Genomic DNA, 25,047 nt, shown 5'->3' on the forward strand with positions numbered 1-25,047 from the left:
CGGGCGCCGCGTCACCCTCGGCAGGGGGTGGTCGGTCATGAGCGGTCCCGAATTCCTCGCCGTCTACGCGGCGGCCTTCGTCCTCGCCGGCATCGTCACCGCGGCGCTGCGGGCGCGCTACCGCAAGGCCGCGGACGGCCCGTCCGGCGCGGTCGCCGGCGTCGCGCCGGACGACGTCCTCACGCTCGCCGCGCTCGGCGGCGGCGCGAAACGGGTGGTGGACACCGCGGTGCAGGCCCTCATCGAGGAGGGGCAGTTGCGGGTCGGCCGCGACCACCGCATCACGCCGTGCGGGGTGCCGTTCACGCCCGAACCGGTACGGCGGGCGGTGCTGGCCGGCGTGGACCCGGCCAGGGGCTCGGACCTGTCCGCGGTCCGCGGGCGGGCCGGGGCGAGCCCTGCGGTGCTCCAGGTCGTCGAGGGCGCGCGGGCCCGCGGCCTGCTGCTCACCGCGGACCGGCGCCGTACGGTCGGTGTCGTCTCGCTGCTGCCGCTGCTGGTGGTGTTCGCCGCGGGGGTCGCCCGGCTGGTGCACGGCATCGCGGCCGGCCGGCCGGTGCTGCTGCTGGTGCTGGAGCTGGCGGTCTCCGCCGTCGTCATCGTGGCGGTCGCCTCGTCCACGCCGCGCCGCACCCCGGCGGGGGAGCGGGCGCTGGAGGCCGCGCGGGTCGGGGCCCGCGGGTCCGGCGGCGCCGCGCTCGTCCCGCCGGCGCCCGGTGGGTCCGCCGCCTTCGCCGGGTCCGCCGCGTCCATGGCCGTCCCGTCCGCCGTCGCCGCGGTCGCGGTGCTGGGCGCCGCCGGCATCGCGGACGCGACGCTGCGCGACGCGCTCTACGGCGGCATGACGTCGTCGGGCGGCGCAGGGGGCGACGGCGGCAGCGGCTGCGGCGGCGGGGGCGGCTGCGGAGGCGGCGGCTGCGGCGGGTGCGGCGGATGACCGCCGCGGGGGCGCCGCAGCTGGGCTACGGCATCGGCTGGCGGCGGCCCATCGACCTGACCGTCGAGCGGCTGCCCGGCGTCGACTTCGTCGAGGCCATCGCCGAGAACGTGGACCCGCGGCGGCTCTTCCCCTCGCTGCGGGCGCTGCGCGAGCGCGGCACACCCGTGGTGCCGCACGGCGTCTCGCTGTCCCTCGGCGGCGCCGACCGCCCCGACCCGGCGCGCCTGGCCCACCTCGCCGCGTGCGCGCAAGCGCTCGGCTCACCGCTGGTCAGCGAGCACATCGCCTTCACCCGCGCGGGCCGGTGGGACGCCGGGCACCTCATCCCGGTGCCCCGGACGTGGGACACCGTCGCCGTCGTCGCCGAGAACGTCAGGATCGCCCAGGACCAGCTGCCCGTCCCGCTCGCCCTGGAGAACATCGCCCCGCTGCTGGCCTGGCCCGGCGAGGAGCTGACCGAGGGGCAGTTCCTCGCCGAGATCGCCGCCCGCACCGGTGCGCTGCTGCTCGTCGACGTCGCCAATCTGCACACCGCGCACGTCAACCTCGGCATCGACCCGCACGACGTCCTGCGCGAACTGCCGCTGGAACGCCTCGGATACGTCCACGTCGCCGGCGGCGTCGCCCGCGACGGCATCTGGCACGACACCCACACCCACCCCGTCCCCCCGCCCGTCCTCGACCTCCTCACCACCCTGGCCACCCGCGCCCACCTCCCCGGCGTCCTGCTCGAACGCGACGGCGCGTATCCGCGTGACGCGGAACTCGCGGCGGAGCTCGCCGCGATCCGCGCGGCGGCGGCCAGAGGGCAGTCCCTGCGCGAGGCGCGGGACGCTGCCGCGGAGGGGCAGGGTCCGGCCGCCGCGGCGGCGGCCCCCGGGCCGGACGGGGGCGATGCCGGCGGGCCGGGCGGGCGCGGGTCCGGGGCCCATGGGGCGGCGGGCGTCGGTGCGTACAAGGCCGGCGGGCAAGGGGCGGCCAGAGGGCAGGCCATACGTGAGGACGCCGCCGCGGACGTGCCGGGCGGTGCGGGCGGGGCGGCGGCCCTGGGGCCGGGCGGGGGCGATGCCGGCGGGCCGGGAGGGCGCGGGTCCGGGGCCCATGGGGCGGCGGGCGTCGGTGCGTACAGAACCGGCAGGCAAGGGGCGGCCGATGCCGGGACCGGCGCGGGCGCCGGCGGATCGGCTGTTCACGCGCCGGCCGGGGATGGTGCGGGTGCGGGTGCGGGTGCGGACGCGCCAGGTGTCCACGGGACGGGCCCCCTCGGCCCGGGCGCTCGTGAGTGACGTCGCCCGGGCCGCGCTCGGTGTCGCGCAGGAGCGGTTGCTCGCCGCGCTTGTCGGTGGGGCCGAGGCGCCGGACGGGTTCGACGTCGAGCGGGTGCGGGTGCAGGCGGAGGCGTTGCGGGCCAAGCACGCGCACACCGCGGCCCACGCCCCGGACCCCGCCCCGACGCTGCGGCAGCGCCTGACGCGGCGCCGACCGCGGCGGTGAGTGCGGCTCAGGCGCGGAACGTCGCCCGCAGATGGCGGGTCAGGGCGTCGGGGTGCGGGGCGGGGAAGCGGGCGGAGAGGTAGCCGTCGGGGCGGATCACCAGCGCCTCCGGGGCCCGCGCACGGTAGCCGTGGCGGAAAGCGCCGTCGCGGTCGTGGACCCGCGGGACGCCCCAGCCCTCGCCGGGGGCGCCCGGCGCGAGGACGGCGAAGACGTTCAGCCGCCCGTGCGCGGCCTCCCGCGCGGCGGTCGCGCACGCCCGCAGCTCCGCCGCCGGCGAGCCCTCGTCCGCGTACAGCAGCAGCGTGTGGTGCGGGCTGCGCAGCAGGTCGAACAGCCGCACCGGATACGCGGCGATGTCGCCGGTGAGCCCCCGGCAGTCCGGTGCGCGCTCCCCGGGCCGCGGCTCGGGGCCGTCCGGGTCGGGGGTCACGAGCGGGCTGCCGGGGTAGGCCACCAGCAGCTGCGCCTCGCGCAGCACGTCCGCCTTCGTGCCGCCCTCCCGCGCGTGCAGCACCGTGCGGCCCACGACCTCCGCGCCGACCGGCCGCCGCTCGGCGTCGTAGCTGCCCGGCAGCCCGTCCGCGGCCACGCCGTGCAGCGCCAGCGCCAGCTTCCAGGCCAGGTCGTACGCGTCCTGGATGCCGGTGTTCATGCCCTGCGCGCCGGTCGGCGGGTGGATGTGCGCGGCGTCGCCCGCCAGGAACACGCGACCTGCGCCGTACCGCTCGGCGAGCCGGTGGCTGATCCGGAACACCGACGACCAGCGCAGCTCGCGCGCGGTGGTGCGGCGCGGCGAGAGCCGGTCCAGCACCGCCTGGATATGCGCCAGTTCCGGCGCGCGCCCCGACTCCAGCCCGTGCGCGACCTCCTCGCCCGCCGCCGCCGGCACGGCCAGCTCCTCGGGCACCCGCATCGACATCCGGTAGCGGCCCCGCCCCGGCAGCGGCACGCACACCAGCAGGTCGTCCACCGCGCCCGCCTCGTCCAGGTGCAGCGAGCGCACCGCGTAGCCCGGCGGCAGGTCCCAGTCCACCGCGACGTCGCCGAGCATGTACGCCTCGGGGAAGGCGTCGCCCTCGAAGCCGATGCCCAGCTCGCGCCGGGTGCGGCTGTGCGCGCCGTCGCAGCCCACCAGGTAGCCGGCCCGTACCGTCTCGGTGCCGCCGGCCGTGCCGAGCCGGGCGGTGACGCCGCGCTCGTCCTGCGTGAGGCCCAGCAGCTCCGTGCCGCGCTCCACCCGCCCGCCGTAGGCGTGCAGACGCTCCGTCAGCAGCCGCTCCGTCGCGTACTGCGGCAGCGCCGCGAAGCCGTACGGCACCTCCCGCGGCAGCTCCAGCTCCACCCGGGACGCGGGCAGCCCGTCGACGAAGACCAGCTGGCCGTACAGCGGCACGGCCGCGTCCAGGGCGTCGCGCACCAGCCCCATCGCGTCCCACACCTCCAGCGTGCGCGGCAGCACGCCGACGGCCTTGGCGTACGGCTGCGGCGCGGCGAGCCGGTCCACGACCCGGCACGCGACGCCCCGCCTGCGCAGCTCCAGCGCCGCCGTGAGCCCGACCGGACCCGCCCCCACCACCAGCACCTCGGTGTCGCCCATGATCACTCCCCGGCGTCGGTGTCGCGGGCGCGCGGCCGGCTCCCGCCGCCACCCCGCCCGCACCCCCACCCGTCCAGCCTGCGCCCGGGCCTGCGGGCCCGCATCTCCGCCCGGCCGGGGGGAACCGGCGGGCCCTTCCACGCATCCGATATAAATGGGCCTTCACGCGCACGGCGTCGACCGGTTCGCGCGTCTTTCCATGGGCGGGGTCCGACATCTCCGGGGGGTTTGCCATGAGCTGGAGCCAGCAGGGCGGAAGCGGCGACTACGCAGGGGGAGGGGGCGCTTACGGACCGCCGCCCCCGCCGCCTCCTCCGCCGTTCGGCCCGCCGCCCATGCCGCCGGTGCCGCCGCAGGCGCCGCGCGGGCCCGCCGACCCGCTGCGCGCGGTCGCCGTGGGCCTGCTCAACCTCAGCGGCCTGGGCCTGGGCTACCTGCTCACCCGCCGGTGGGCCGCCTTCGTCGTCGCGCTCGTCGGCACCGGCGTCTTCCTGGCCGTCGCGCTGCCCGCCGACCCCGACGGCGTCTCCGGCGGCGCCCTCGTGGCGTACCTGGTCTTCCTGGCGCTGACCGCCGCGCACGGCGCGCTGCGCGGCCTGCGCACCCGGCTGTCCTTCCCGCCGCAGACGCCCGTCGCGCTGCTGATGGGCCTGGTGCTGCTCGCGGTGCCGGCCGGCGCGGTCGTCTACTACCAGGGCGCCAAGGACGACGCGACGCAGGCGATGCTGCTGGACCGGCTCGACAAGGCCGACAAGCTCGTGCAGGCGGCGAAGTCCAAGCCGTTCACCGCTGCCAAGGCCGACTACAGCTCGGCGCTGGGCTCGTACGACGACCTGGACAGCAAGCACCACGACTCCAAGGCCGGCAAGAAGGTGCCCGACCGGCTGCACACCTTCTACACCGCCGTCGGCGCGCCCTTCGACGACAAGCAGTACTGCGACGCGATAGAGCCGCTGAAGTACCTGCGCACCGTCCCCGACCAGATCGACCACAAGGCCCTCGGCGACCTCACCACCTGGCCCGACGACAAGCTCGCGACCTCGCTCTACGAGTGCGGCATGACCGAGCTGACGTCGCCTTCCGCCGACTCCGGCTCCGACGCTGCCTCCGACGGCGGCAAGCTCGGCGAGCTGCTCACCGACTTCCCCACGTCGCCGCAGGCCGCCAAGGTCGAGCCGGCGATACGGGCGAACATCGACGCGACCGCCAAGGGCGTCACCGGCAGCGACCCGTGCGGCACCGTCGACAAGCTGCGCACCCTCGGCGCCGACGCCACCTCGCTGCCCGGCGACAAGGCCGGCATCAGCGACGCGCTCACCGCCGACGGCACCCGCGTCGACGGCTACGTCGAGACCGGCATGTACAACTGCGGCGTGTCGCAGTACAAGTCCGGCAGCTTCGACGACGCGCTGGAGACGATCAACGACTTCACCGCGAAATACCCGCACGACAAGAACCGCGCCTTCGCGCAGAAGCTCGCCATCGCCGCGGAGATCGCCACCAAGGTGCCCGCGGCCGGCAAGAAGCTGCCCACCAACGCCTCCGGCGGCTCCATCTCGGTGACCTTCACCAACGACAGCCCCGACGCGGTCGAGATCCTCTACACCGGCAAGACCACCGGCAGCTTCACCCTCAAGGGGTGCAGCGGCTGCACCCGCTACATGAGCGACTCGCTCGCCAAGAGCCTGGCGTGCAAGGACACCGGCAAGCACTACGCCAAGCACACCCTGCACCTGCCGGCCGGCACGTCCTACATCATGCAGAAGCCCATCGGCGACGACGACTCGACGACGCCGATCGCCAACGCCGACTCCTTCCGCAGCGGCTACATCTATACGGAATGCGCGTACGTACTGGAGTCGTACAGCTTCTGACGCCCCGCCTCCCCGGCCCCTCCGGCCTCCCGCCCACCACGGCCCCGCGGTCCCGCCGACCGCGGGGCCGCCGGCGTCCCCCGTACGGACCCGCGCGGCGGGCGGCGTCCGCCCGGCCGGCGCACCCTGGGCGGGAGGCGTTCACGCGACGGAAGGAGCGGCGGGTGCGGTTCCAGATCCGTCCGGCGGTGCTGACGGCCCGGCTGCTGGCCGCCGCGGGCCTCGCGGTCGACGCGTACGTCCACGCCGACCTCGCCCCGCAGTACGACGCGGTCAAGGCCACCTTCTCGCAGGGCGGCCTGTTCCGCGTCGAGGCGGCGCTCGCGGCGCTGGCCGCGCTGCTGGTCCTGGCGTGGCGCCGGCTGCCCGCCGACGTGTTCGCGTGGGCGGTCGCCGCGGGCGGCTTCGCGCTGATCATCATCTACCGGTACGTGGACGTCGGGGAGTTCGGCCCGGTGCCGGACATGTACGAGCCGGACTGGTTCACCGAGAAGTGGGTCGCGGCCGTCGCGCAGCTCGTGACGGTCGCCGCGGCGAGCTTCCTGATCGTCTCCGACCTCGTCGACATCCGCGCCCGGCGGCACCGCACCCCCGTACGCTGAGCGGCCCGCCCCCGCGGGCGCCCCAGCCCGCCGCCGCTCAGCCCCGGGTCAGCGAGCCGCCGTGCAGCACCAGCAGCGCGACGGCCGTCGCCGCCATCGCGAGCGTCGCCAGGAACGGCACCCGGCTGTGCGCCGGCCGGCCGGCCGCGGTGGTCGCCGCCGCCAGCCCCGCGGTGAGCGCCAGCGCCGACCAGCCCGCGGGTCCCACCGGCCCGGGCGGCCCCAGCACCAGCACCGCCGAGGCGGCCAGCAGCGGCAGCGGCGCCAGGACCCGGGTACGGCGGCGGCCCAGCCGCTGCGGCAGCCCGCGCACCCCCGCGGCGAGGTCGGCGTCGATGTCGGGCAGGACGTTGGTGAAATGCGCCCCCACCCCCAGCAGCGCCCCCGCCGCCACCGCCCAGGCCGGCGGCCACGGATGGCCCGCGAGCCCCAGCGTCACGAACGCCGGCAGCAGCCCGAAGCCCAGCGCGTACGGCAGCCACGAGGCCGCGGTGCGCTTGACCCCCAGGTTGTACGCCCAGGCCGCCGCGACGCCCAGCAGATGCGCCGACCCGGCGAGCCGGCCCGCGGCCAGCGACAGCGGTACGCACCCGGCGAGCGCGAGCCCCGCCGCCACCGCGACCGCGGTACGGGTCACCGTGCCGGCGGCGACGGGCTTGTCGGTCCGGCCCGCCGCGGTGTCCCGCACCGCGTCGACCGCGTCGTTGCACCACCCCACGGACAGCTGCCCGCACAGCACCGCCGCCCCGACCACCGCGCAGCCCGCCGGCCCCCGCCCGGACACCGCGGCGAGCACCGTGACCAGCGCCGTGACCGCGGCGGCCGGCTCCGGATGGCACGCCCTGAGCAGGCCGCTCCCTCGCGCCCCTCCCGAACATCCTCGCCCTCTTACGCTGCTTGTCCCTTGTGCTCCGCTCGGTCCTGCCACCCCCTCACCCTGCCCCGCCCGCCGGCCCGCCGGCCGCTCCCCACGCCGGTCCGTCCCCCGTCCGGGGCGCGCTCCTCCGTACCGGCGACACACCACCGCAAGCCGCCGAATCCGCCCATGCCGCCCCTATGCTGGCCGAATGACGCGAATCGGCGCCGTGCACGCGGTGCTTCCGCCGCATCGGTACGAGCAGTACGAGATCACGGAAGCGCTCGCAGGGATGGCGGCCGGGGCCGGCGGCGGCCGGGGCGTCGTGGAGCGGGTGCACGCCGCGGCGGGGGTCCGCAGCCGGCGGCTCGCGCTGCCGCTGGAGCAGTACGCGCGGCTCGGGGACTTCGGCGAGGCCAACGACCGCTTCATCGAGGCCGCCCAGGACCTCGGCGAGGAAGCGGTGCGCGGCGCGCTCGACGCGGCCGGTATCGCGCCGGACGAGGTGGACCTGGTCATCTCGACGTCCGTCACCGGGATCGCCGCCCCCTCGATCGAGGCCCGGCTGGCCGGGCGGCTCGGCCTGCGGCCCGACGTCCGGCGGCTGCCGGTCTTCGGCCTGGGCTGCGCCGGCGGGGCGGCGGGCCTGGCGCGGCTGCACGACTACCTGGAGCCGCGCCCGCAGGGCGTCGCCGTACTGCTCTCGGTCGAGCTGTGCTCGCTCACCCTCCAGCGCGCCGACCCCTCCACTGCCAACGCGGTCGCCGGCGCCCTGTTCGGGGACGGCGCCGCCGCGGTCGTCGCGGTGGGGCGGGACCGGGCGGCGGCCGGGCCCGAGGTCGTCGCGGCCCGCAGCCGGCTCTACCCGGGCACCGAGCGCCTGCTGGGCTGGGACATCGGCGCCGGCGGCTTCCGTATCGTGCTCGGCGGCGAGCTGCCCGACCTGGTGCGCGACCACCTCGGGCCCGAGGTCGAGGACTTCCTGGCCGGGCACGGCCTCAAGACCGGGGACGTGACCGGCTGGATCTGCCACCCGGGCGGCCCCAAGGTGCTGGAGGCGGTGCGCGAGGCGCTGGACCTGCCGGCCAGGGCCCTGGAGCCGGCCTGGCGCTCGCTCGCCGAGGTCGGCAACCTCTCCTCCGCCTCCGTGCTGCACATCCTGCGCGACGTCCTGGCCGGGGAGCGCCCGCTGCCCGGCAGCCCGGGCCTGCTGCTCGCGATGGGCCCCGGCTTCGCCTCCGAACTCGTCCTCCTGCGCTGGTAGGTGATGCCCGTTGCCCCCCTACACCCTGCTCGTGCTGCTCATCGCGTTCGAGCGGCTCATCGAGCTCAACACCGCACGCCGCAACACCGAATGGAGCCTCGCCCGGGGCGGCCGTGAGCACGGCGCCGGGCACTACCCGGCGATGGTGCTGCTGCACACCGGGCTGCTGGCCGGCTGCCTCGCCGAAGTGCACTACGGCGGGCGGCCGTTCGTCGCGGCCCTGGGCTGGCCGATGATCGGCCTGGTCGCCGCCGCGCAGCTGCTGCGCTGGTGGTGCGTGAGCGCGCTGGGGCCGCGCTGGAACACCCGGGTGATCGTCGTCCCGGGCCTGCCGCTGGTCGAGCGGGGCCCGTACCGGCTGCTGCGGCACCCCAACTACGCGGCTGTCGCCGTGGAGGGCGCGGCGCTGCCGCTGGTGCACGGGGCGTGGATCACCGCGCTGTGCTTCACCGTGCTGAACGCCCCCTGGCTCGCGGTCCGGCTGCGCTGCGAGAACGCCGCGCTCGGCGCGGCGGCGCCCGCGTGATCGACCTGCTGGTCGCCGGCGGCGGACCCGCGGGGCTGGCCACCGCGATCCACGCCGCCCGCGCCGGACTGGAGGTCGTCGTCGCCGAGCCGCGGCCCGGCCCGGTCGACAAGGCGTGCGGCGAGGGCCTGATGCCCTCGGCGGTCCGGCGGCTGTCGGCGCTGGGCGTCGGGGTGGCGGGCGCGCCGCTGCACGGCATCGCGTACCTGGACGGCCGGCTGCGCGCCGAGGCGCGGTTCCGCACCTCGCCGGGCCGCGGGGTGCGGCGCACCGAGCTGCACGCGGCGCTCGCCGCCCGCGCGGACCGGCTGGGCGTGCGGACGCTGCCGCTGCGGGTGGACGGGATCCGGCAGGACGCGCACGGCGTCACCGCCGCCGGCCTGACCGCGCGCTACCTCGCCGCCGCCGACGGCCTGCACTCGCCGATCCGCCGCGCCCTGGGGCTCGGCGCGCCGGCCGCCCCGGGACCGCCGGCGCGCTACGGGCTGCGCCGGCACTTCGCCGTCCGGCCGTGGAGCGACTGCGTCGAGGTGCACTGGACGGCCCGGGCGGAGGCGTATGTGACGCCGCTGGGGCCCGAGCTGGTCGGCGTCGCGGTGCTGACGCGGGACCGCGCGCCCTTCGCCGAGCAGCTCGCCGCCTTCCCCCGGCTGCTGGAGCGGCTGCCGCCGGCCGCCGCGACCCCCGCCCGGGGCGCGGGGCCGCTGCGGCAGCGGGTGCGCGGCCGGGTCGCCGGCCGGGTGCTGCTGGTCGGTGACGCGGCCGGCTATGTGGACGCGCTGACCGGCGAGGGCATCGCGGTCGCCCTGGCCGCGGCCGAGCAGCTGGTGCGGTGCGTCCTGGCCGGCCGGCCGCACGACTACGACGCCGCCTGGCGCCGGGTCTCCCGCGACTACCGGATGCTGACCGCCTCGCTGCTGTGGCTGCGCGACCGCCCCTGGTCCGCGCCGCGCATCGTGCCGGCCGCCGCCCGCTGGCCCGCGCTCTTCCGCGCCGGCGTCAACCGGCTGAGCTGACGCCGGCGCGGCGGGGAGCCCGGGGCGCCCCCCTCAAGGCGCCCCGGCCCACCCTGCCGTACGCCGGGGCCACGCAGCCCGGCGTACGGCCGCCCGCCCATGAGCTGCGGCGGGGGTCTCAACCGGCCGCGGGGCCGTAGCGGAACCAGTCGTAGTCGGCGTGGCCCGTGCCGCCCGCGGGCCCGGTCGCGTACGGGCCGAGGTAGACGCCGGTGAAGCCGCCGGCGACCTGGCTGCTCAGGAAGCGGCCGTCCACCGTGCCGACGTCGCGGCTGCCCTCGGGCGCCTGCGCGCACGAGAAGGTGTAGTCCTGCCCCCGGGCGCGCACCCCGAGCCGTACCGGCCCCGGCCGCAGCGGCAGTTCACCGCGTACGGTGTCGGTGCCCGCCCGGCGCTCGGTCAGCCGCACCACCGGGCCGCCGGCCGGGCCGGCCGTGACCAGCAGCGTGATGTGGTGCTCGGGGTTCTGCAGCACCGCGATGCCCGCGGCGTCGGCGGGGGAGCCGGGGGTGAAGTCCAGCGCGGTCTCGGCGGTGAAGTCGATGTGCTGCTGGCGGCGCCCGGCGAAGGCCGGCGTGCCGCGCTCGGCCAGGGTGCGCGGCAGCAGCCGCAGCCGCAGGTGGCCGGGTCGCTCGGTGAGGCTGTAGGTGTCGCTCGCCGGGCCGCGCAGCAGGTTCCACACCGCGGTGTCCAGCGTGCCGGCGTCGAAGTGGTCGACCGGCTCCGCGCCGGGCCACGGCTGCGCCGGCAGCGCCACCTCGACCCGCTCGGTGAGCCGCCCCTCGCCCGGGTTGAACACCGGCCAGCCCTCCTCCCACACCACCCGGGCCAGGAACGTCTCGCGGCCCAGGTTGGAGTGCGGCCCGCCGTACAGGCGCGAGGCCAGCATCAGCGCGTACCAGTCCCCGCCGGGCGTGCGCACCAGGTCCGCGTGCCCGGCGCCGGAGACCGGGTAGGAGCGCCCGAGGTGGCGGTGGGTCAGCACCGGGTTGCCCGGGTGGTTCTCGTACGGGCCGGTGACCTCGCGGCTGCGCGCGACGGTGACGGCGTGCTCGTGCGCGGTGCCGCCCTCGGCGAGCAGCAGCACGTACCAGCCGCCGACCTTGTACAGATGCGGGCCCTCCGCCCAGCGCGCGTCGACCAGCGCGCCGCGGAAGAGCACCCGGTCGGGGCCGGTGAGCTTGCCCGCGGCGAGGTCCAGGCCGCGCATCCACACCTCGGTGCGGCCACCGGTGCCGGGCAGCTCACGGGTGCCCAGCAGATAGGCCGAGCCGTCGTCGTCGAAGAAGAGCGAGGGGTCAAAACCGGGCGCCTCGGGCAGCCACACCGGGTCGGACCAGTCGCCGGCCGGGTCGTCCGCCGACATCAGGAAGTTGCCGGCCGCGCCGAGCCCGTCGACCAGCGTGCACACCAGGTGGAAGCGGCCCGCGGCGTGCCGCAGCGTCGGGGCGTAGATGCCGCCGCTCGCCCGCACCCCGCCGAGGTCCAGCTGCCCCGCGCGGTCCACGGCGTGGCCGACGGGCCGCCAGTGGACGAGGTCGCGGCTGTGGTGCAGCGGGATCGCGGGGAAGTAGGCGAAGGACGAGCTGGCGAGGTAGTAGTCCTGCCCGACGCGGACCACCGACGGGTCGGGGAAGCAGCCGGGCAGGACGGGATTGGTCGCCGTGACGGTCATCGGTGCTGGGTGTCCTTCGTCGGTGGGATGGTGCGGTCGTGACGCCCCGAAACATCGAAACTTGCGATAGGTTTTCGGAAGTTTCAGCGTGACGTTAGAAGCGACGCCCGGCGCCGTCAACCCTGTGGCCGCACGTACTGCCGCCCGCAGGCGTTGCCTATGCTGGGGAGCCCACTGCGACAGGAGGCACCGGTGGCGGAAGACAGCGCGGGCCGGGTCACGATCGCCGACATCGCCCGCGAGGCGGGGGTGTCCCTGCCCACCGTCTCCCGGGTGCTCAACGGGCGCAGCGACGTGGCCGCGGCCACCCGCCGCCGGGTGGAGGACCTGCTGGCCGAGCACGGCTACCGGCGCCGCGCCGCCGGCAACGCGCATCGCGCCAACCTCGTCGACCTGGTCTTCAACGACCTCGACAGCCCCTGGGCGGTGGAGATCCTGCGCGGCGTGGAGAAGGTCGTGCACGCCGCGGGCGTCGGCGCGGTGGTCTCCGCGGTCCACCACCACGCCGCCTCGATGCAGCAGTGGCTGGTCGGGGTGCGCTCCCGCAACTCCGACGGCGCGATCCTGGTGACCTCGCAGCCCGCCCCGCAGCTCGACGCCGAACTGCGCCGGATCGGCATGCCGCTGGTGGTGATCGACCCGGCGGGCGTGCCGACCTTCGACATCCCGACCATCGGCGCCACCAACTGGGCCGGCGGTCGCAGCGCGGTGCTGCACCTGCTGGGCCTCGGGCACCGCAGGATCGGCATGATCACCGGACCGCCGGACCTGCTGTGCAGCCGGGCCCGGCTGGACGGCTACCGCGCCGCGCTGGAGTCCGCGGGCGTCGAGGTGGACGACGCGCTGATCCGCGAGGGCGACTTCTCGCACGAGTCGGGCTTCGCGCTCGGCACCGAGCTGCTGACCACCGGCCGGCCGCCGACCGCGGTCTTCGCCTCCAGCGACCAGATGGCGCTGGGCGTCTACGAGGCCGCCCGGCAGTGCGGGCTGCGGGTGCCCGACGACCTCAGCGTGGTGGGCTTCGACGACCTGCCCCAGGCCCGCTGGTCACCGCCGCCGCTCACGACGGTGCGGCAGCCGCTCGCCGAGATGGGCGCGGCTGCCGCCGGCATGCTGCTCCAACTGGTCCAGGGCCGCACCCCGGACGTGCTGCGGGTGGAGCTGTCCACGAGCCTGGTGGTACGGGACAGCTCCACCGCGCCGCCTCAGGCCTCGTCGGGCCTCGGCTCGGACCGCGGTGCGCGGCCGGGCGGCTCGGGCTCGGCGGTGGGCAGGAACCGGCCCACGAACAGCGTGTAGATCAGGCCGCCCAGCAGGCCGCCGACCAGCGGCCCGACGATCGGCACCCACCAGTACAGATTGCCCCACTGATCTCGCCAGGCCGTTCCGTAACCGGTGATGTAGCTGGCCAGGCGCGGGCCGAAGTCACGGGCCGGGTTGATCGCGTAGCCGGCGTCGGCGCCGTAGGCCATGCCGATCGCGACCACGATCAGGCCGATGATGAAGGCGCCGAGGTTGGCGCCCGGCGGGGTGTTGAGCACATCGGTGACCGCGAAGATCAGCAGCAGCAGGATCGCGGTGCCGATCACCTGGTCGCGGAAGGCGCCCCACTCGTGGATGCCGGGGGCCGTCGCGCCGTTGCCGGGCAGCGTGGAGAAGACGAACTGCGTCTTCATCGTGTGGCCGGGGTCGGCGTGGCCGAGGATCTCGGTGTAGTTCCACCGCACGATCAGCGCGGCCACGAAGGCTCCCGCGGTCTGGGCGAGCGCGTAAGGCAGCACCTTCGCCCACGAGAAGCCCTTGAAGGCGGCCAGCGCGACGGTCACCGCCGGGTTGAGGTGGGCACCGCTGAGCCGGGCCGCGACGTAGACGCCGAAGGTCACGCCCAGCCCCCAGGCCCAGGCGATGGAGTCGTGGTCGCCCAGGCCGCCCTTGGGGTCGGTGAGGTCGCCGCCGGCGACCACCTGGGCGACCACGCCCACACCGATCAGGATCAGGATCATGGTGCCGGCGAACTCCGCGAAGAGCTCGCCGACCAGTCCGCCCCGTACACGTCTGGCCATACCTACCGCCTCCCGCCGGCCCCGGGGGCCGGCTATGGCTCGCTTGCGTGTGCGCACCGCTCCGGTACGTGACGGATCCACCGAACCACGGCCGGATGGCCGCGGCGCGCCCGGTTAGCCCGTTCGGTAGATCAGGTGGACCCGGTCGGCCCCCTCGTCGTCAACGCCACGGCAACGGGATATCTTGATATCAAGCAATATTCGCGATGCTGGATTCTGGAGCGGAGTAACCGGTGGCTGACTCGACCATCATCTATACGCACACCGACGAGGCGCCGGCGCTGGCGACGTATTCGTTCCTGCCGGTCGTCCAGGCGTACGCGTCGACGGCCGGCGTCACGGTGGAGACGCGTGACATCTCGCTGGCCGGCCGGATCATCGCCGCCTTCCCCGAGTTCCTCCAGGAGGGGCAGCGGATCGACGACGCGCTGGCCGAGCTCGGCCGGCTGGCCGGCACCCCGGGTGCCAACATCATCAAGCTGCCGAACGTCTCGGCGTCCATCCCGCAGCTCAAGGCCGCCGTCGCCGAGCTGCAGCAGCAGGGCTACGCGCTGCCCGACTACCCCGACGACCCGAAGTCGGACCAGGAGCGCGACGTACGCGCCCGCTACGACAAGATCAAGGGCAGCGCGGTCAACCCGGTGCTGCGCGAGGGCAACTCCGACCGCCGCGCCCCCGCCTCGGTCAAGAACTACGCCAAGGCCCACCCGCACCGGATGGGCGCCTGGAGCCCGCAGTCGAAGACCAACGTGGCCACCATGGACGCCGACGACTTCCGCAGCACCGAGAAGTCCGCGGTCGTCGCCGAGGACGGCAGCCTGCGGATCGAGCTGGTCGGTGACGACGGCAGCACCACCGTGCTGCGCGAGTCGGTGCCGGTGCTGGCCGGCGAGGTCGTCGACGCCTCCGTGATGCGGGTCGCGGCGCTGCGTGAGTTCCTCACCGCCCAGGTCGCCCGGGCCAAGGCCGAGGGCGTGCTGTTCTCGGTGCACCTGAAGGCCACCATGATGAAGGTCTCCGACCCGATCGTCTTCGGGCACGTCGTACGCGCCTTCTTCCCGCGCACCTTCGCCGAGCACGGCGCCGCCCTGGCCGCCGCGGGCCTGACCCCCAACGACGGCCTCGGCGCCATCCTCAAGGGACTTCAGGCGCTGCCCGGCGGCGACGCGATCAAGGCGTCCTTCGAGGCCGAGCTCGCCGAGGGCCCGGCGCTGGCGATGGTCGACTCCGACCGCGGCATCACCAACCTGCACGTGCCCAGCGACGTCATCGTCGACGCCTCCATGCCGGCCATGATCCGCACCTCGGGACACATGTGGGGCCCGGACGGCCAGGAGGCCGACACCCTCGCGGTGCTCCCGGACAGCAGCTACTCCGGCGTCTACCAGACCGTCATCGACGACTGCCGCGCCCACGGCGCCTTCGACCCGGCCACCATGGGCTCGGTGCCCAACGTCGGCCTGATGGCGCAGGCCGCCGAGGAGTACGGCAGCCACGACAAGACCTTCGAGATCCCCGTCACCGGCACCGTCCGGGTCGTCGACGGCAACGGCGAGGCCGTCCTGGAGCAGGTCGTCGGCGCCGGCGACATCTTCCGGATGTGCCAGACCAAGGACGTGCCGATCCGCGACTGGGTCAAGCTCGCCGTCACCCGGGCCCGCGCCACCGGCGTGCCGGCCGTCTTCTGGCTGGACGAGGACCGCGCGCACGACGCCAACCTGATCGCCAAGGTCCGGCAGTACCTGCCCGAGCACGACACCGACGGGCTGACCATCGAGATCAAGACGCCGGTGGACGCCACCGCGTACTCGCTGGAGCGGATCCGCCGCGGCGAGGACACCATCTCGGTGACCGGCAACGTGCTGCGCGACTACCTCACCGACCTCTTCCCGATCCTGGAGCTGGGCACCAGCGCCAAGATGCTGTCGGTCGTGCCGCTCATCAACGGCGGCGGCCTGTTCGAGACCGGCGCCGGCGGCTCCGCGCCCAAGCACGTGCAGCAGCTGGTCAAGGAGAACTACCTGCGCTGGGACAGCCTCGGCGAGTTCTTCGCGCTGGCCGCCAGCTTCGAGCACCTGGCCACCGTCGCCGGCAACCCGCGGGCCAAGATCCTCGCCGACACCCTGGACCGCGCGACGGGGACGTTCCTGAACAACGACAAGTCGCCGAGCCGTCGCCTCGGTGGCATCGACAACCGCGGCAGTCACTTCTACCTCGCCCTTTACTGGGCGCAGGAACTGGCCGGTCAGAGCGATGATCCGGCCCTCGCGGCGGCCTTCGAGGGGCTTGCGAAGACCCTCACCGAGCAGGAGGAGGCCATCGTTACCGAATTGATCGCTGTGCAGGGATCACCCGCCGACATCGGCGGCTACTACCAGCCGGACCCCGCCAAGGCGGCGGCCGTGATGCGCCCCTCCGCCACGTTCAACCAGGCCATCGCCACTTTGGGCTGATTCGCAAGGCGCGGACACCTGTCCGCAACACCTCCGTCACCCCGGCCGGTTTCGTCACCGAGCCGGGGTGACGTTGTCTCTTTGTGTCATCCCTCCGATGATTTACTTCTTGACGCGGGGCCCGCCTGACGCTTGACTCACCCGCACCAAGGCCGCGTCGTGGCGGCCTGTTCAGGGGAGGCACCGCCGCAATGAACGCGATATCGCGCCGTCTTGTCGTGGGAAGCGTAAGTGTCACGCTTGCGCTCACCGTGGCCGCCTGCGGCAAGGCAGGCGACGACAACAAGTCCGACTCGGGCAACGGCAGCAAGACCATCGGCCTGCTGCTTCCGGACACCGTGACGGCCCGGTACGAAGCCTTCGACCGTCCGCTGATCACCAAGAAGATCCAGGAGCTGTGCGCGGACTGCAAGGTCGAGTACGACAACGCGGCCGGCGACCCGGCCAAGCAGGCCCAGCAGGTCAGCAGCATGGTCGCCAAGGGCGTCAAGGTGCTCATCCTCGACGCCCAGGACGCGGTCGGCATCAAGTCCTCGGTCCAGGCGGCGGTGGACAAGGGCATCAAGGTCGTGGCCTACGACCGGCTCGCCCAGGGCCCGGTCTCGGCGTATGTCAGCTACGACAACACCAAGGTGGGCGTGCTCCAGGGCCAGGCGCTGCTCGACGCGATGGGCTCGGCCGCCACCCCCAGCTCCAAGATCGTCATGATCAACGGCGACGACGCCGACCCGAACGCGGCCGAGTTCAAGGCCGGCGCGCACAGCGTGCTGGACGGCAAGGTGACCATCGCCTACGAGCAGTCGGGCCTGTGGAAGGACTCGGTCGCCGCGCAGAAGGTCACCGCGGCCATCACCTCGGTCGGCAAGAACAACATCAAGGCCGTCTACTCCGCCAACGACACGATGGCCGGCGGCATCATCACCGCCCTCAAGGGCGCCGGCATCAGCGTGCCGGTGACCGGCCAGGACGCCGACCTCGCCGCGATCCAGCGGATCCTGCTGGGCAGCCAGACCTCCACGGTCTACAAGCCGGCCAAGCCCGAGGCGGAGACCACCGCGGAGATCGCCGTCGCGCTGCTCCAGGGCAAGGACATCAAGACCTTCGCGCCCACCACCAAGGTCAGCGGCTCGAAGGACAACGTGCCCTCCAAGCTGCTGGACGCGGTGTCGATCACCAAGGCCAACATCAAGTCCACCGTGATCGCCGACGGCACCTACACCGCCGCCCAGGTCTGCACGCCGGACGTCGCCGAGCAGTGCAAGGCCGCGGGCATCCAGTAAGGCCCCCGGCGCGCCCTGCGACCGGGGACTCGGCAGGGCGCACCACCTGAAGGACCGGAGCGGGATTCACGCGGTAACGCGTGAATCCCGCTCTTCTTCTTGACGGCCGGGCACGGCCCCCTGACACTGCCTTACGGATCCGGGGAATCTCCTATCCGCAGATTGAGAGCGTTTTCAATCGGCGAATCCAAGGGCTATGGTCCGTCCCCGGTCAGGAATTGTGTAGTGCCATGCGCGAACCAACCCCCACATCCGCGCTCACCTGGCGTTCACTTCACGAAGCCAGGGAAAGGACTCCACTGATGCGCGCCACCTTCCCCCCAGGCCGGACCAGGCCCCGGCCGCGCCGCACCTACCGGCGCCCGCTCGCCCTCGTCGCCACCCTCGCCCTCGCCCTCGCCGGGCTGCTGGGCCTGGTCGGCACCTCGGGCAGCGCCTCCGCGGCCTCCGACTACACCCAGAGTGTGTCGGAACCCACCGCCACGCAGGCGAAGTTCACCTTCACGCCGACCACGCCGGCGAGCTATGTGATCATCCACTACCAGGCGGGCACCGCCGGGCAGCAGAACGTCCAGATGGCCGCCTCGGGCAGCAGCTGGACGTACACCGTCTCCCCGGTGTCGGCCGGCACGGTGATCAGCTACTCGTTCACCTACACCAAGAACGGCCCGCAGTACGACACCCCGCAGTTCACGTACACCCAGGGCAGCGGCGGCACGACCAGCTCCGGTACCAGCTCCGGGACCTCGACGGGCACGTCCACCGGCACCAGCACCGGCACCTCGACCGGCACCTCGACGGGCACGAGCACGGGCACGTCGACCGGCACCAGCTCCGGGACGACCAGCGGCAGCACCGGCGGCACGACCCCGCCCGGCAACTGCCCGACGCAGTCGGACACGCCGAACTTCGGCCCCAACGTGCACATCTTCGACCCGTCCATGGGCAACGCCGCCATCCAGGCGCAGCTGGACGCGCAGTTCAACCAGATGAAGGACACCAACACCGCGCAGTTCAGCGAGAACCGCGTCGCCGACCTGTTCAAGCCCGGCACGTACAACGTCGAGGACAACGTCGGCTTCTACACCTCGGTCGCGGGCCTGGGCCAGAGCCCGGACCAGGTCACCATCAACGGTGACGTCACCGTCGACGCGTTCAACGCCTCCGACGCCGGCAACGCCACGCAGAACTTCTGGCGCAGCGCCGAGAACCTGGCGATCAACCCCTCCAGCGGCACCGACCGCTGGGCGGTCGCGCAGGCCGCGCCCTTCCGCCGGATCGACGTGCACGGCAACCTCGCGCTCTACCCGGCGAGCTACGGCTACGCCAGCGGCGGCTACATCGCCGACAGCAAGATCAGCGGGCAGACCGCGTCGATCTCCCAGCAGCAGTGGTACACCCGCGACAGCAACCTCGGCAGCTGGTCGGGCGGCGTGTGGAACATGGTCTTCTCCGGTGTGACCGGGGCCCCGGCCAACACCTTCCCCAACCCGCCGGAGACCACGCTGGGCACCACCCCGGTCTCCCGTGACGTGCCCTACCTCTACCTCGACGGCAGCGGCAAGTACCGCGTCTTCCTGCCGTCGCTGCGCACCAACGCCTCCGGCCCGAGCTGGGCCAACGGCAACACCCCCGGCAGCTCGCTGCCGATGAGCCAGTTCTACGTCGTCAAGGCCGGCGACACCGCCGCGACCATCAACAACGCCCTGGCCAGCGGCTGCAACCTGTTCGTCACCCCGGGCGTCTACCACCTCAGCCAGACGCTGAACGTGACCAAGCCCGACACCGTCGTCCTCGGCATCGGCTACCCGACGTTCGTGCCCGACAACGGCGTCAACGCCATGCAGGTCGCCGACGTCGACGGAGTGCGCCTGAAGGGCCTGCTGTTCGACGCGGGCACCGCCAACTCGCAGGCGCTGCTGACGATCGGCCCGGCCAACTCCAGCGCGGCCCACGCGAGCGACCCGACCAGCATCCAGGACGTCTTCTTCCGGATCGGCGGCGAGCGGGCCGGCAAGGCCACCAACTCCCTGGTCGTCAACAGCGACAACACGCTCATCGACCACATCTGGGCCTGGCGCGCCGACCACGGCAACGGCGGCACCGTCGGCTGGACCACCAACACCGCCGACACCGGCCTGACCGTCAACGGCGACAACGTGCTGGCCACCGGCCTGTTCGTCGAGCACTACCAGAAGTACGAAGTCGTCTGGAACGGCAACGGGGGCCGCACGATCTTCTTCCAGAACGAGAACCCGTACGACCCGCCGAACCAGGCCGCATGGAAGAACCCGGCCGGGCAGAACGGCTATGCCGCCTACAAGGTCGGCGACGCCGTCACCACCCACGAGGCGTGGGGGCTGGGCAGCTACTGCTACTTCAACGTCAACCCGGCGGTCAACAACTACCACGCCTTCGAGGTACCCAACCGCTCCGGCGTGAAGTTCCACTCGGCGCTGACCGTCTCGCTCGGCGGCGTCGGCACCATCACCCACGTCATCAACGACACCGGCGCGGTCACCGCGTCCAACACCACCCCGAGCAACGTCGTCAACTTCCCCTGACCGGCGGCTCACCCCTGCCGTGCCGGGCCCTCGCGACCGCGGGGGCCCGGCACGGCCCGCCCCTCGCCACCGGCCGGGCAACCGGCCCCGACCGCACCGGTGACGCGGCCGGCCGGCGGGCCGATAATGCCCACCATGAAATCCGTGATCACCGTGGTGTCCGTGACGCTGGTGATCGCGGGCGCCGCCGCCGCGCTGTTCTGGCTGGTACGCGGCCGGCGCGCGTTCGGCACCCCCGTCGAGCGCGCCGCCTTCGCCGCCCTGCACGAGGCCTCGCTCGCCGCCCCGCTGCTGCGCGACGGCCTCACCCCCGAATCCGCCCGCAAGGCCGCCCGCCACCTGCGGGCCCTGCTGGCCGCCCCCGCGCTCGCCCTGGTCGCCGGCGACGAGCTGCTGGCCTGGGACGGGGCGGGACGCCGGCACGCCGCGCAGGCCGTCGCCCACACCCGCGACGCCATGGAGGCCGGCCGCCCCTGGCTCGTACCGGCCGACGAGATCGGCTGCGCCGACCTGGACTGCCCGGTGCGCTCCGCCGTCGTCGTGCCCCTCGTCGTGGACGGCCTGGTCGTCGGCGCGCTCACCGTCTACGCCCGGCAGGTCTCCGCCGGGCTGGTACGGGCCGCGGGCGAGGTCGCGCACTGGGTCATCGCCCAGCTCGAACTCGCCGAGCTCGACCGCTCCCGCACCCGGATGGTGGAGGCCGAACTGCGCGCGCTGCGCGCCCAGATATCCCCGCACTTCGTCTACAACTCGCTCACCGCGATCGCCTCGTTCGTCCGCACCGACCCGGCCAGGGCCCGCGAGCTGCTGCTGGAGTTCGCCGAACTGACCCGCTACAGCCTGCGCAAGCACGGCGAGTTCAGTACCCTCGCCGAGGAGTTGCGGTCGGTGGACCGGTATCTGCGGCTGGAGCGCGCCCGGTTCGGCGCCCGGCTGCGGGTCGACCTGCTGATCGCCCCCGAGGTCCTGCCGGTCGCGGTGCCCTTCCTGTGCCTCCAGCCGATCGTGGAGAACGCCGTACGCCACGGCCTCGGCCCCAAGGCGGCCCCCGGCCTGATCACCATCAGGGCCGAGGACGCCGGCGCCGAGTGCCGGATCAGCGTCGAGGACGACGGCGTCGGCATGGACCCGGAGGAGGTGCGGCTGCAGCTCGCGGGCGAGGCGGAGGGGGACTCCCTCGGCCTCGGCAACGTCGACGAGCGGCTGCGCGCGGTCTACGGCGACGACTACGGGCTCGTCGTGGAGACCGCGCCGGGCGCCGGGACGAAGGTCAACGTCCGGGTGCCGAAGTACCGGAACGGAGTGCACGCCACATGAGACGCCTGCGGATCCTGGCCGTCGACGACGAGCCGCCCGCCCTGGACGACCTCGGCTACCTGCTGCGCGGCGACCACCGGGTCGGCCGGGTGCTGGCCGCCGACAGCAGCGCGGCGGCGCTGCGGCTGCTGGAGGCCGAGCCGGTCGACGCGGTCTTCTGCGACATCCGCATGCCGGGCCTGGACGGCCTGGACCTGGTCCGGGTGCTCGGCCGCTTCGCGCAGCCGCCCGCCGTCGTCTTCGTCACCGCCTACGAGGACTTCGCCGTGGACGCCTTCGCCCTCAAGGCGTGCGACTACCTGCTCAAGCCGGTCGGCGCCGAACGCCTCGCCGAGGCCGTGCGACGCGTCGCCGCCCTCCTCGACGCCGGCGGCGCCCAGGGGCCGGCCGCCGCTGCCCCCGACCCGGGACCCGAGCGCATCCCTGTGGACCTCGGCGGCGTCACGCGGTTCGTCTCCCGCGACGACGTCGCCTACGTCGAGGCCCAGGGCGACTACGTACGCCTGCACACTGCCGGCCGGGCGCCCCTGGTCCGGGTTCCGCTCGCGGTGCTCGCCGACCGCTGGGAGCAGCACGGCTTCCTGCGCATCCACCGCAGCTACCTGGTCTCCCTGCGGCACGTCGAGGAGCTGCGCTCCGACGCGGGCCACTGGACCGTCCGGGTCGCCGGCTCGGAACTGCCCGTCAGCCGCCGCCACATGCGCGACCTGCGCGATGTCCTGGTCCGCTGGACCCCGGCGCCCGGCACCGACCCGTCATGACCGGAACCACCGACGGCGCCGGCCGCCGGCCGCAACCGCGGGACGACGCGGGTCCGCCGCCGGTGCCGGGGGCGGGGCCCGTGCTGGGCGCGGGGCCCGTGCCGGGTCCGCGGCCGGTGCTGGGTGCGGGGTCCGAGCCGGGGCCGCGGCCGGTGCGGGGGGCGGGGTTGGAGCCGGGCCCGCCGTCGGCGCCCGGCCCATCCGGGCCGGGCGTGGGGCGCGAGCCCGGCCTGACGTCCGAGCTTGGCCCACCGCCCGTGCCGGGCCGGGGGCCCGAGCTTGGCCCGTCGTCCGCGCCGGGCCAGCCGCCGGTGCCCGGTGCGAGGTCCGAGCCGGGCCCGCGGGGGAAGCCCGGGGCCGTCTCGGCGCCCTCCGGGCCGGCCGGTGCCCACCGGCGGGTGGCCGTCACGGCGCCGCGCAGGCTGCGGGCGCGCGGCTACTCCGCCCGGGCCCGCGCGGCGGACCTGCACGCGCAGCCGCAGCTCGGGCAGGTCTATGTGCGCTCCCTGGTCCGCAACCAGCTGCGGCTCGCGCTCGGGGTGCTGGCCGTGCTCGCCGCGGTGCTCGGCGGGCTGCCCGCCGCCTTCGCGCTGCTGCCGGGCCTGCGCACCGCCGACGTGCTCGGCGTCCGGCTCGCCTGGCTGCTGCTCGGCGTCGTCGCCTACCCGCTGCTGGTCGGCGCCGCCTTCTTCCACGTACGGCACGCCGAGCGCGTCGAGCGGGACTTCACCGACCTGCTGGCCGGCCCCGACACCCCGCCGGCCGGCGGCGAGGCGGAGCGGCGGTGAACCCGGGCCTGGGGCTGGCCGCGCTCGCCGTGGTCGTCACCGCCACGATCGCCTTCGGCGTGTACGGGCTGCGGCTGTCGCGCGGCACGTCCGACTTCTACGTCGCCTCCCGCGAGGTCTCCCCGCTGTGGAACGCCGCCGCGATCGGCGGCGAGTACCTGTCGGCCGCGTCCTTCCTCGGCGTCGCGGGCCTGGTCATGGCGTACGGCGTGGACATGCTGGCCTACCCGGTCGGCTACACCGCCGGATACCTGGTGCTGCTCCTGCTGGTCGCCGCGCCGCTGCGCCGCTCGGGGGCGTACACACTGCCCGACTTCGCCGAGGAGCGGCTCGGCTCGCTCGCCGTGCGCCGGGTCGCGGCGGTGCTCGTCGCGGTGATCGCCTGGCTGTACCTGGTGCCGCAGCTCCAGGGCGCCGGGCTCACCCTGGAGACGGTGACCGGCGCGCCGCGCTGGGCCGGGGCGGTGGTCGTCGCGGTGGTGGTGGTCGGGGTCGCGGCGGCCGGCGGCATGCGCTCGGTCACCCTCGTGCAGGGCTTCCAGTTCTGGCTCAAGCTCACCGCCATCGCCGTGCCCGCGGTCTTCCTCGTACTGGCCTGGCGGTCGGCCGGCGCGCCCGCGCTCACCGGCCCCGACGTGCCGCGCTTCGGCCGCACCACCGTCGTGACGCTCCAGGACCCGGTCCGCTTCGACGTCACCGCGCCCGTCACCGTGACGGCCACCGGCACCGTCGACGGACGGCCGTACACCGGGCGGGAGCTGACGCTGGGCGACGGGAAGCACACCGCGGCCGGCGGCACCGCGCTGACCTTCCCGCCCGGCGCCGCCGTCCCGCACCGCGACGGCCTGCGGCCCGCGTCCGGCGCGAGCTGGTCCAGCCCGCTGTCCGGCGCCGGCGGCCGGGCCCACCCGCTCTACGCGCTCTACTCGATCCTGCTCGCGACACTGCTCGGCACGATGGGGCTGCCGCACGTGCTGGTGCGCTTCTACACCAACCCCGACGGGCGGGCCGCGCGCCGCACCACCGTGCTCGTGCTGGTCCTGCTCAGCGCGTTCTACCTGCTGCCCACGCTCTACGGGGCGCTCGGCCGGGTGCTCGCGCCGCAGCTGCTGCTCACCGGGCAGACCGACACCGCGGTGCTGGTGCTGCCGCAGCTCACCCAAGCCGGCGAGGGCGGGCGGCTGCTCGCCGCGCTCGCCACCGCCGGCGCCTTCGCCGCGTTCGTGTCCACCGCGTCGGGCCTGACGGTGTCGGTGGCCGGCGTCGTCTCGCAGGACCTGCTGCGCGGCTCGACCAAGGGCTTCCGCTGGGCGTCGCTCGCCGCGGGCGTACCGCCGCTGGTGATGGCGACCGCCACCCACGGGCTGCCGGTCGCCGACGCGATCGGGCTGGCCTTCGCCGTCGCCGCGTCGTCCTTCTGCCCGCTGCTGGTGCTCGGCATCTGGTGGCGCGGCCTGACCGACCTGGGCGCGCTGCTGGGCCTGGTGGCCGGCGGCGGCCTGGCCGCGGTCGCGGTGGTCCTCACCAGCGTCCGCGGCGCCGGCCGCGGCTGGAGCGCGGCCCTGCTGGAGCAGCCCGCGGCCTGGACGGTCCCGGTCGCCTTCGCGGTGATGGTCGCCGTCTCCCTGCTGACCCGCCACCGCCTGTCCCCGCCCGCGGTCGACCGCGTCATGCTCCGTATGCACCTCCCGGAGGAAGTGGTCACCGGCCCCCCGCCGCTGCCCACCCCCCGCCGCACCCCCACCCCGGGCGGCTGACGGGCGCGGGGCCGGCCGCCGCCCGCCGATGGCCGGCGACCGCTGGGCGCAGCGCGGCGACCGCCCGTCGTACCGGCGGTGCCGCTCGCCGACTGCTCCCCGTACGCGCCTCGTGGCGCACCGCGCGCGCCCCCTACGGTGTGCGCGACCGCGGCCGGCAGGCCGGCGCGCGGTCGTTCCCCACCGCCCTGCCGTTCCTCGACGAGGAGGGAAACCG

20 protein-coding genes are annotated in these 25,047 nt (G+C 74.7%); 16 read left to right on the plus strand and 4 right to left on the minus strand.

Going from position 1 to position 25,047, the window contains the following annotated elements:
- The first annotated feature begins 37 nt into the window (after window positions 1-37).
- From HCN08_RS28825 to HCN08_RS28835, 3 genes are read left to right on the plus strand one after another with little or no spacing between them, the layout of a single operon-like run.
- Window positions 38-937: a TIGR04222 domain-containing membrane protein gene (locus tag HCN08_RS28825; protein ID WP_167986219.1), complete on the plus strand. Its 900-nt coding sequence runs from the start codon at window positions 38-40 to the stop codon at window positions 935-937.
- Complete coding sequence (locus HCN08_RS35810) at window positions 934-2,226, plus strand: DUF692 domain-containing protein (protein ID WP_167986220.1); 1,293 nt, start codon at window positions 934-936, stop codon at window positions 2,224-2,226. The genes HCN08_RS28825 and HCN08_RS35810 overlap by 4 nt, the downstream gene beginning before the upstream one ends.
- Window positions 2,219-2,434: a hypothetical protein gene (locus HCN08_RS28835; RefSeq protein WP_167986221.1), complete on the plus strand. Its 216-nt coding sequence runs from the start codon at window positions 2,219-2,221 to the stop codon at window positions 2,432-2,434. The genes HCN08_RS35810 and HCN08_RS28835 overlap by 8 nt, the downstream gene beginning before the upstream one ends.
- A gap of 7 nt (window positions 2,435-2,441) precedes the next feature.
- Here HCN08_RS28835 and HCN08_RS28840 read toward each other — a convergent pair whose 3' ends face one another.
- The gene (locus tag HCN08_RS28840; RefSeq protein WP_167986222.1) at window positions 2,442-4,034 is read right to left on the minus strand and encodes an FAD-dependent monooxygenase; all 1,593 of its coding nucleotides are present in this window, start codon (window positions 4,032-4,034) and stop codon (window positions 2,442-2,444) included.
- Between the two features lie 233 nt (window positions 4,035-4,267).
- Between HCN08_RS28840 and HCN08_RS28845 the strand changes: the two genes are divergently transcribed.
- Both HCN08_RS28845 and HCN08_RS28850 read left to right on the plus strand, forming a co-directional pair.
- A complete protein-coding gene (locus HCN08_RS28845) occupies window positions 4,268-5,908 on the plus strand; it encodes a hypothetical protein (protein ID WP_240970524.1) in 1,641 nt (546 codons plus the stop codon).
- Window positions 5,909-6,072: 164 nt separating this feature from the next.
- Window positions 6,073-6,510: a hypothetical protein gene (locus tag HCN08_RS28850; RefSeq protein WP_167986224.1), complete on the plus strand. Its 438-nt coding sequence runs from the start codon at window positions 6,073-6,075 to the stop codon at window positions 6,508-6,510.
- A 37-nt stretch (window positions 6,511-6,547) separates the two neighbouring features.
- Here HCN08_RS28850 and HCN08_RS28855 read toward each other — a convergent pair whose 3' ends face one another.
- Window positions 6,548-7,438, minus strand: a complete 891-nt coding sequence (locus tag HCN08_RS28855) for a UbiA family prenyltransferase (protein WP_407648907.1) — start codon at window positions 7,436-7,438, stop codon at window positions 6,548-6,550.
- Window positions 7,439-7,577: 139 nt separating this feature from the next.
- Here HCN08_RS28855 and HCN08_RS28860 point away from each other — a divergent pair, with 139 nt between their 5' ends.
- From HCN08_RS28860 to HCN08_RS28870, 3 genes are read left to right on the plus strand one after another with little or no spacing between them, the layout of a single operon-like run.
- On the plus strand, window positions 7,578-8,630 hold the full coding sequence (locus HCN08_RS28860) for a type III polyketide synthase (RefSeq protein ID WP_167986225.1): 1,053 nt from the start codon (window positions 7,578-7,580) through the stop codon (window positions 8,628-8,630).
- 10 nt (window positions 8,631-8,640) lie between these two features.
- Entirely contained in the window at window positions 8,641-9,156 is a 516-nt protein-coding gene (locus tag HCN08_RS28865; protein ID WP_167986226.1) for an isoprenylcysteine carboxyl methyltransferase family protein, read from the plus strand.
- The gene (locus HCN08_RS28870; protein ID WP_167986227.1) at window positions 9,153-10,172 is read left to right on the plus strand and encodes an NAD(P)/FAD-dependent oxidoreductase; all 1,020 of its coding nucleotides are present in this window, start codon (window positions 9,153-9,155) and stop codon (window positions 10,170-10,172) included. The genes HCN08_RS28865 and HCN08_RS28870 overlap by 4 nt, the downstream gene beginning before the upstream one ends.
- A 118-nt stretch (window positions 10,173-10,290) precedes the next feature.
- Here the strand turns inward: HCN08_RS28870 and HCN08_RS28875 are convergent, their stop codons facing one another.
- Window positions 10,291-11,847, minus strand: a complete 1,557-nt coding sequence (locus HCN08_RS28875; RefSeq protein ID WP_167986228.1) for a glycoside hydrolase family 43 protein — start codon at window positions 11,845-11,847, stop codon at window positions 10,291-10,293.
- A gap of 159 nt (window positions 11,848-12,006) precedes the next feature.
- Between HCN08_RS28875 and HCN08_RS28880 the strand changes: the two genes are divergently transcribed.
- Window positions 12,007-13,146, plus strand: a complete 1,140-nt coding sequence (locus tag HCN08_RS28880) for a LacI family DNA-binding transcriptional regulator (RefSeq protein ID WP_167986229.1) — start codon at window positions 12,007-12,009, stop codon at window positions 13,144-13,146.
- Here the strand turns inward: HCN08_RS28880 and HCN08_RS28885 are convergent.
- The gene (locus HCN08_RS28885) at window positions 13,053-13,910 is read right to left on the minus strand and encodes an MIP/aquaporin family protein (RefSeq protein WP_167986230.1); all 858 of its coding nucleotides are present in this window, start codon (window positions 13,908-13,910) and stop codon (window positions 13,053-13,055) included. The two genes, HCN08_RS28880 and HCN08_RS28885, sit on opposite strands and share 94 nt — an antisense overlap.
- A gap of 233 nt (window positions 13,911-14,143) precedes the next feature.
- Here HCN08_RS28885 and HCN08_RS28890 point away from each other — a divergent pair, with 233 nt between their 5' ends.
- From HCN08_RS28890 to HCN08_RS28920, 7 genes are all read left to right on the plus strand, one after another.
- The gene (locus HCN08_RS28890) at window positions 14,144-16,363 is read left to right on the plus strand and encodes an NADP-dependent isocitrate dehydrogenase (protein WP_167986231.1); all 2,220 of its coding nucleotides are present in this window, start codon (window positions 14,144-14,146) and stop codon (window positions 16,361-16,363) included.
- 191 nt (window positions 16,364-16,554) lie between these two features.
- Window positions 16,555-17,643 (plus strand): sugar ABC transporter substrate-binding protein, encoded by a 1,089-nt coding sequence (locus tag HCN08_RS28895; RefSeq protein WP_167986232.1) that lies wholly within the window; start codon window positions 16,555-16,557, stop codon window positions 17,641-17,643.
- Window positions 17,644-17,945: 302 nt separating this feature from the next.
- Window positions 17,946-20,207: a hypothetical protein gene (locus tag HCN08_RS28900; RefSeq protein ID WP_167986233.1), complete on the plus strand. Its 2,262-nt coding sequence runs from the start codon at window positions 17,946-17,948 to the stop codon at window positions 20,205-20,207.
- Window positions 20,208-20,333: 126 nt separating this feature from the next.
- Complete coding sequence (locus HCN08_RS28905; RefSeq protein ID WP_206319367.1) at window positions 20,334-21,524, plus strand: sensor histidine kinase; 1,191 nt, start codon at window positions 20,334-20,336, stop codon at window positions 21,522-21,524.
- Entirely contained in the window at window positions 21,521-22,285 is a 765-nt protein-coding gene (locus tag HCN08_RS28910; protein ID WP_167986235.1) for a LytR/AlgR family response regulator transcription factor, read from the plus strand. The genes HCN08_RS28905 and HCN08_RS28910 overlap by 4 nt, the downstream gene beginning before the upstream one ends.
- 398 nt (window positions 22,286-22,683) lie before the next feature.
- Window positions 22,684-23,073: a hypothetical protein gene (locus HCN08_RS28915; protein WP_322974743.1), complete on the plus strand. Its 390-nt coding sequence runs from the start codon at window positions 22,684-22,686 to the stop codon at window positions 23,071-23,073.
- On the plus strand, window positions 23,070-24,830 hold the full coding sequence (locus tag HCN08_RS28920; protein WP_167986236.1) for a sodium/solute symporter: 1,761 nt from the start codon (window positions 23,070-23,072) through the stop codon (window positions 24,828-24,830). The genes HCN08_RS28915 and HCN08_RS28920 overlap by 4 nt, the downstream gene beginning before the upstream one ends.
- The last annotated feature ends 217 nt before the right edge of the window (window positions 24,831-25,047 follow it).

This window comes from Actinacidiphila epipremni, from assembly GCF_012034175.1.
Taxonomy (GTDB): Bacteria; Actinomycetota; Actinomycetes; order Streptomycetales; family Streptomycetaceae; genus Actinacidiphila; species Actinacidiphila epipremni.

What these genes read in the sequence shown, in the direction of transcription:
- HCN08_RS28825 (WP_167986219.1), top strand. Translation starts at nt 38, where the DNA reads ATGAGCGGTCCCGAATTCCTCGCCGTCTACGCGGCGGCCTTCGTCCTC.
- HCN08_RS35810 (WP_167986220.1), top strand. Translation starts at nt 934, where the DNA reads ATGACCGCCGCGGGGGCGCCGCAGCTGGGCTACGGCATCGGCTGGCGG.
- HCN08_RS28840 (WP_167986222.1), bottom strand. Translation starts at nt 4,034, where the DNA reads ATGGGCGACACCGAGGTGCTGGTGGTGGGGGCGGGTCCGGTCGGGCTC.
- HCN08_RS28845 (WP_240970524.1), top strand. Translation starts at nt 4,268, where the DNA reads ATGAGCTGGAGCCAGCAGGGCGGAAGCGGCGACTACGCAGGGGGAGGG.
- HCN08_RS28860 (WP_167986225.1), top strand. Translation starts at nt 7,578, where the DNA reads ATGACGCGAATCGGCGCCGTGCACGCGGTGCTTCCGCCGCATCGGTAC.
- HCN08_RS28875 (WP_167986228.1), bottom strand. Translation starts at nt 11,847, where the DNA reads ATGACCGTCACGGCGACCAATCCCGTCCTGCCCGGCTGCTTCCCCGAC.
- HCN08_RS28880 (WP_167986229.1), top strand. Translation starts at nt 12,007, where the DNA reads ATGCTGGGGAGCCCACTGCGACAGGAGGCACCGGTGGCGGAAGACAGC.
- HCN08_RS28885 (WP_167986230.1), bottom strand. Translation starts at nt 13,910, where the DNA reads ATGGCCAGACGTGTACGGGGCGGACTGGTCGGCGAGCTCTTCGCGGAG.
- HCN08_RS28895 (WP_167986232.1), top strand. Translation starts at nt 16,555, where the DNA reads ATGAACGCGATATCGCGCCGTCTTGTCGTGGGAAGCGTAAGTGTCACG.
- HCN08_RS28900 (WP_167986233.1), top strand. Translation starts at nt 17,946, where the DNA reads ATGCGCGCCACCTTCCCCCCAGGCCGGACCAGGCCCCGGCCGCGCCGC.
- HCN08_RS28905 (WP_206319367.1), top strand. Translation starts at nt 20,334, where the DNA reads ATGCCCACCATGAAATCCGTGATCACCGTGGTGTCCGTGACGCTGGTG.
- HCN08_RS28910 (WP_167986235.1), top strand. Translation starts at nt 21,521, where the DNA reads ATGAGACGCCTGCGGATCCTGGCCGTCGACGACGAGCCGCCCGCCCTG.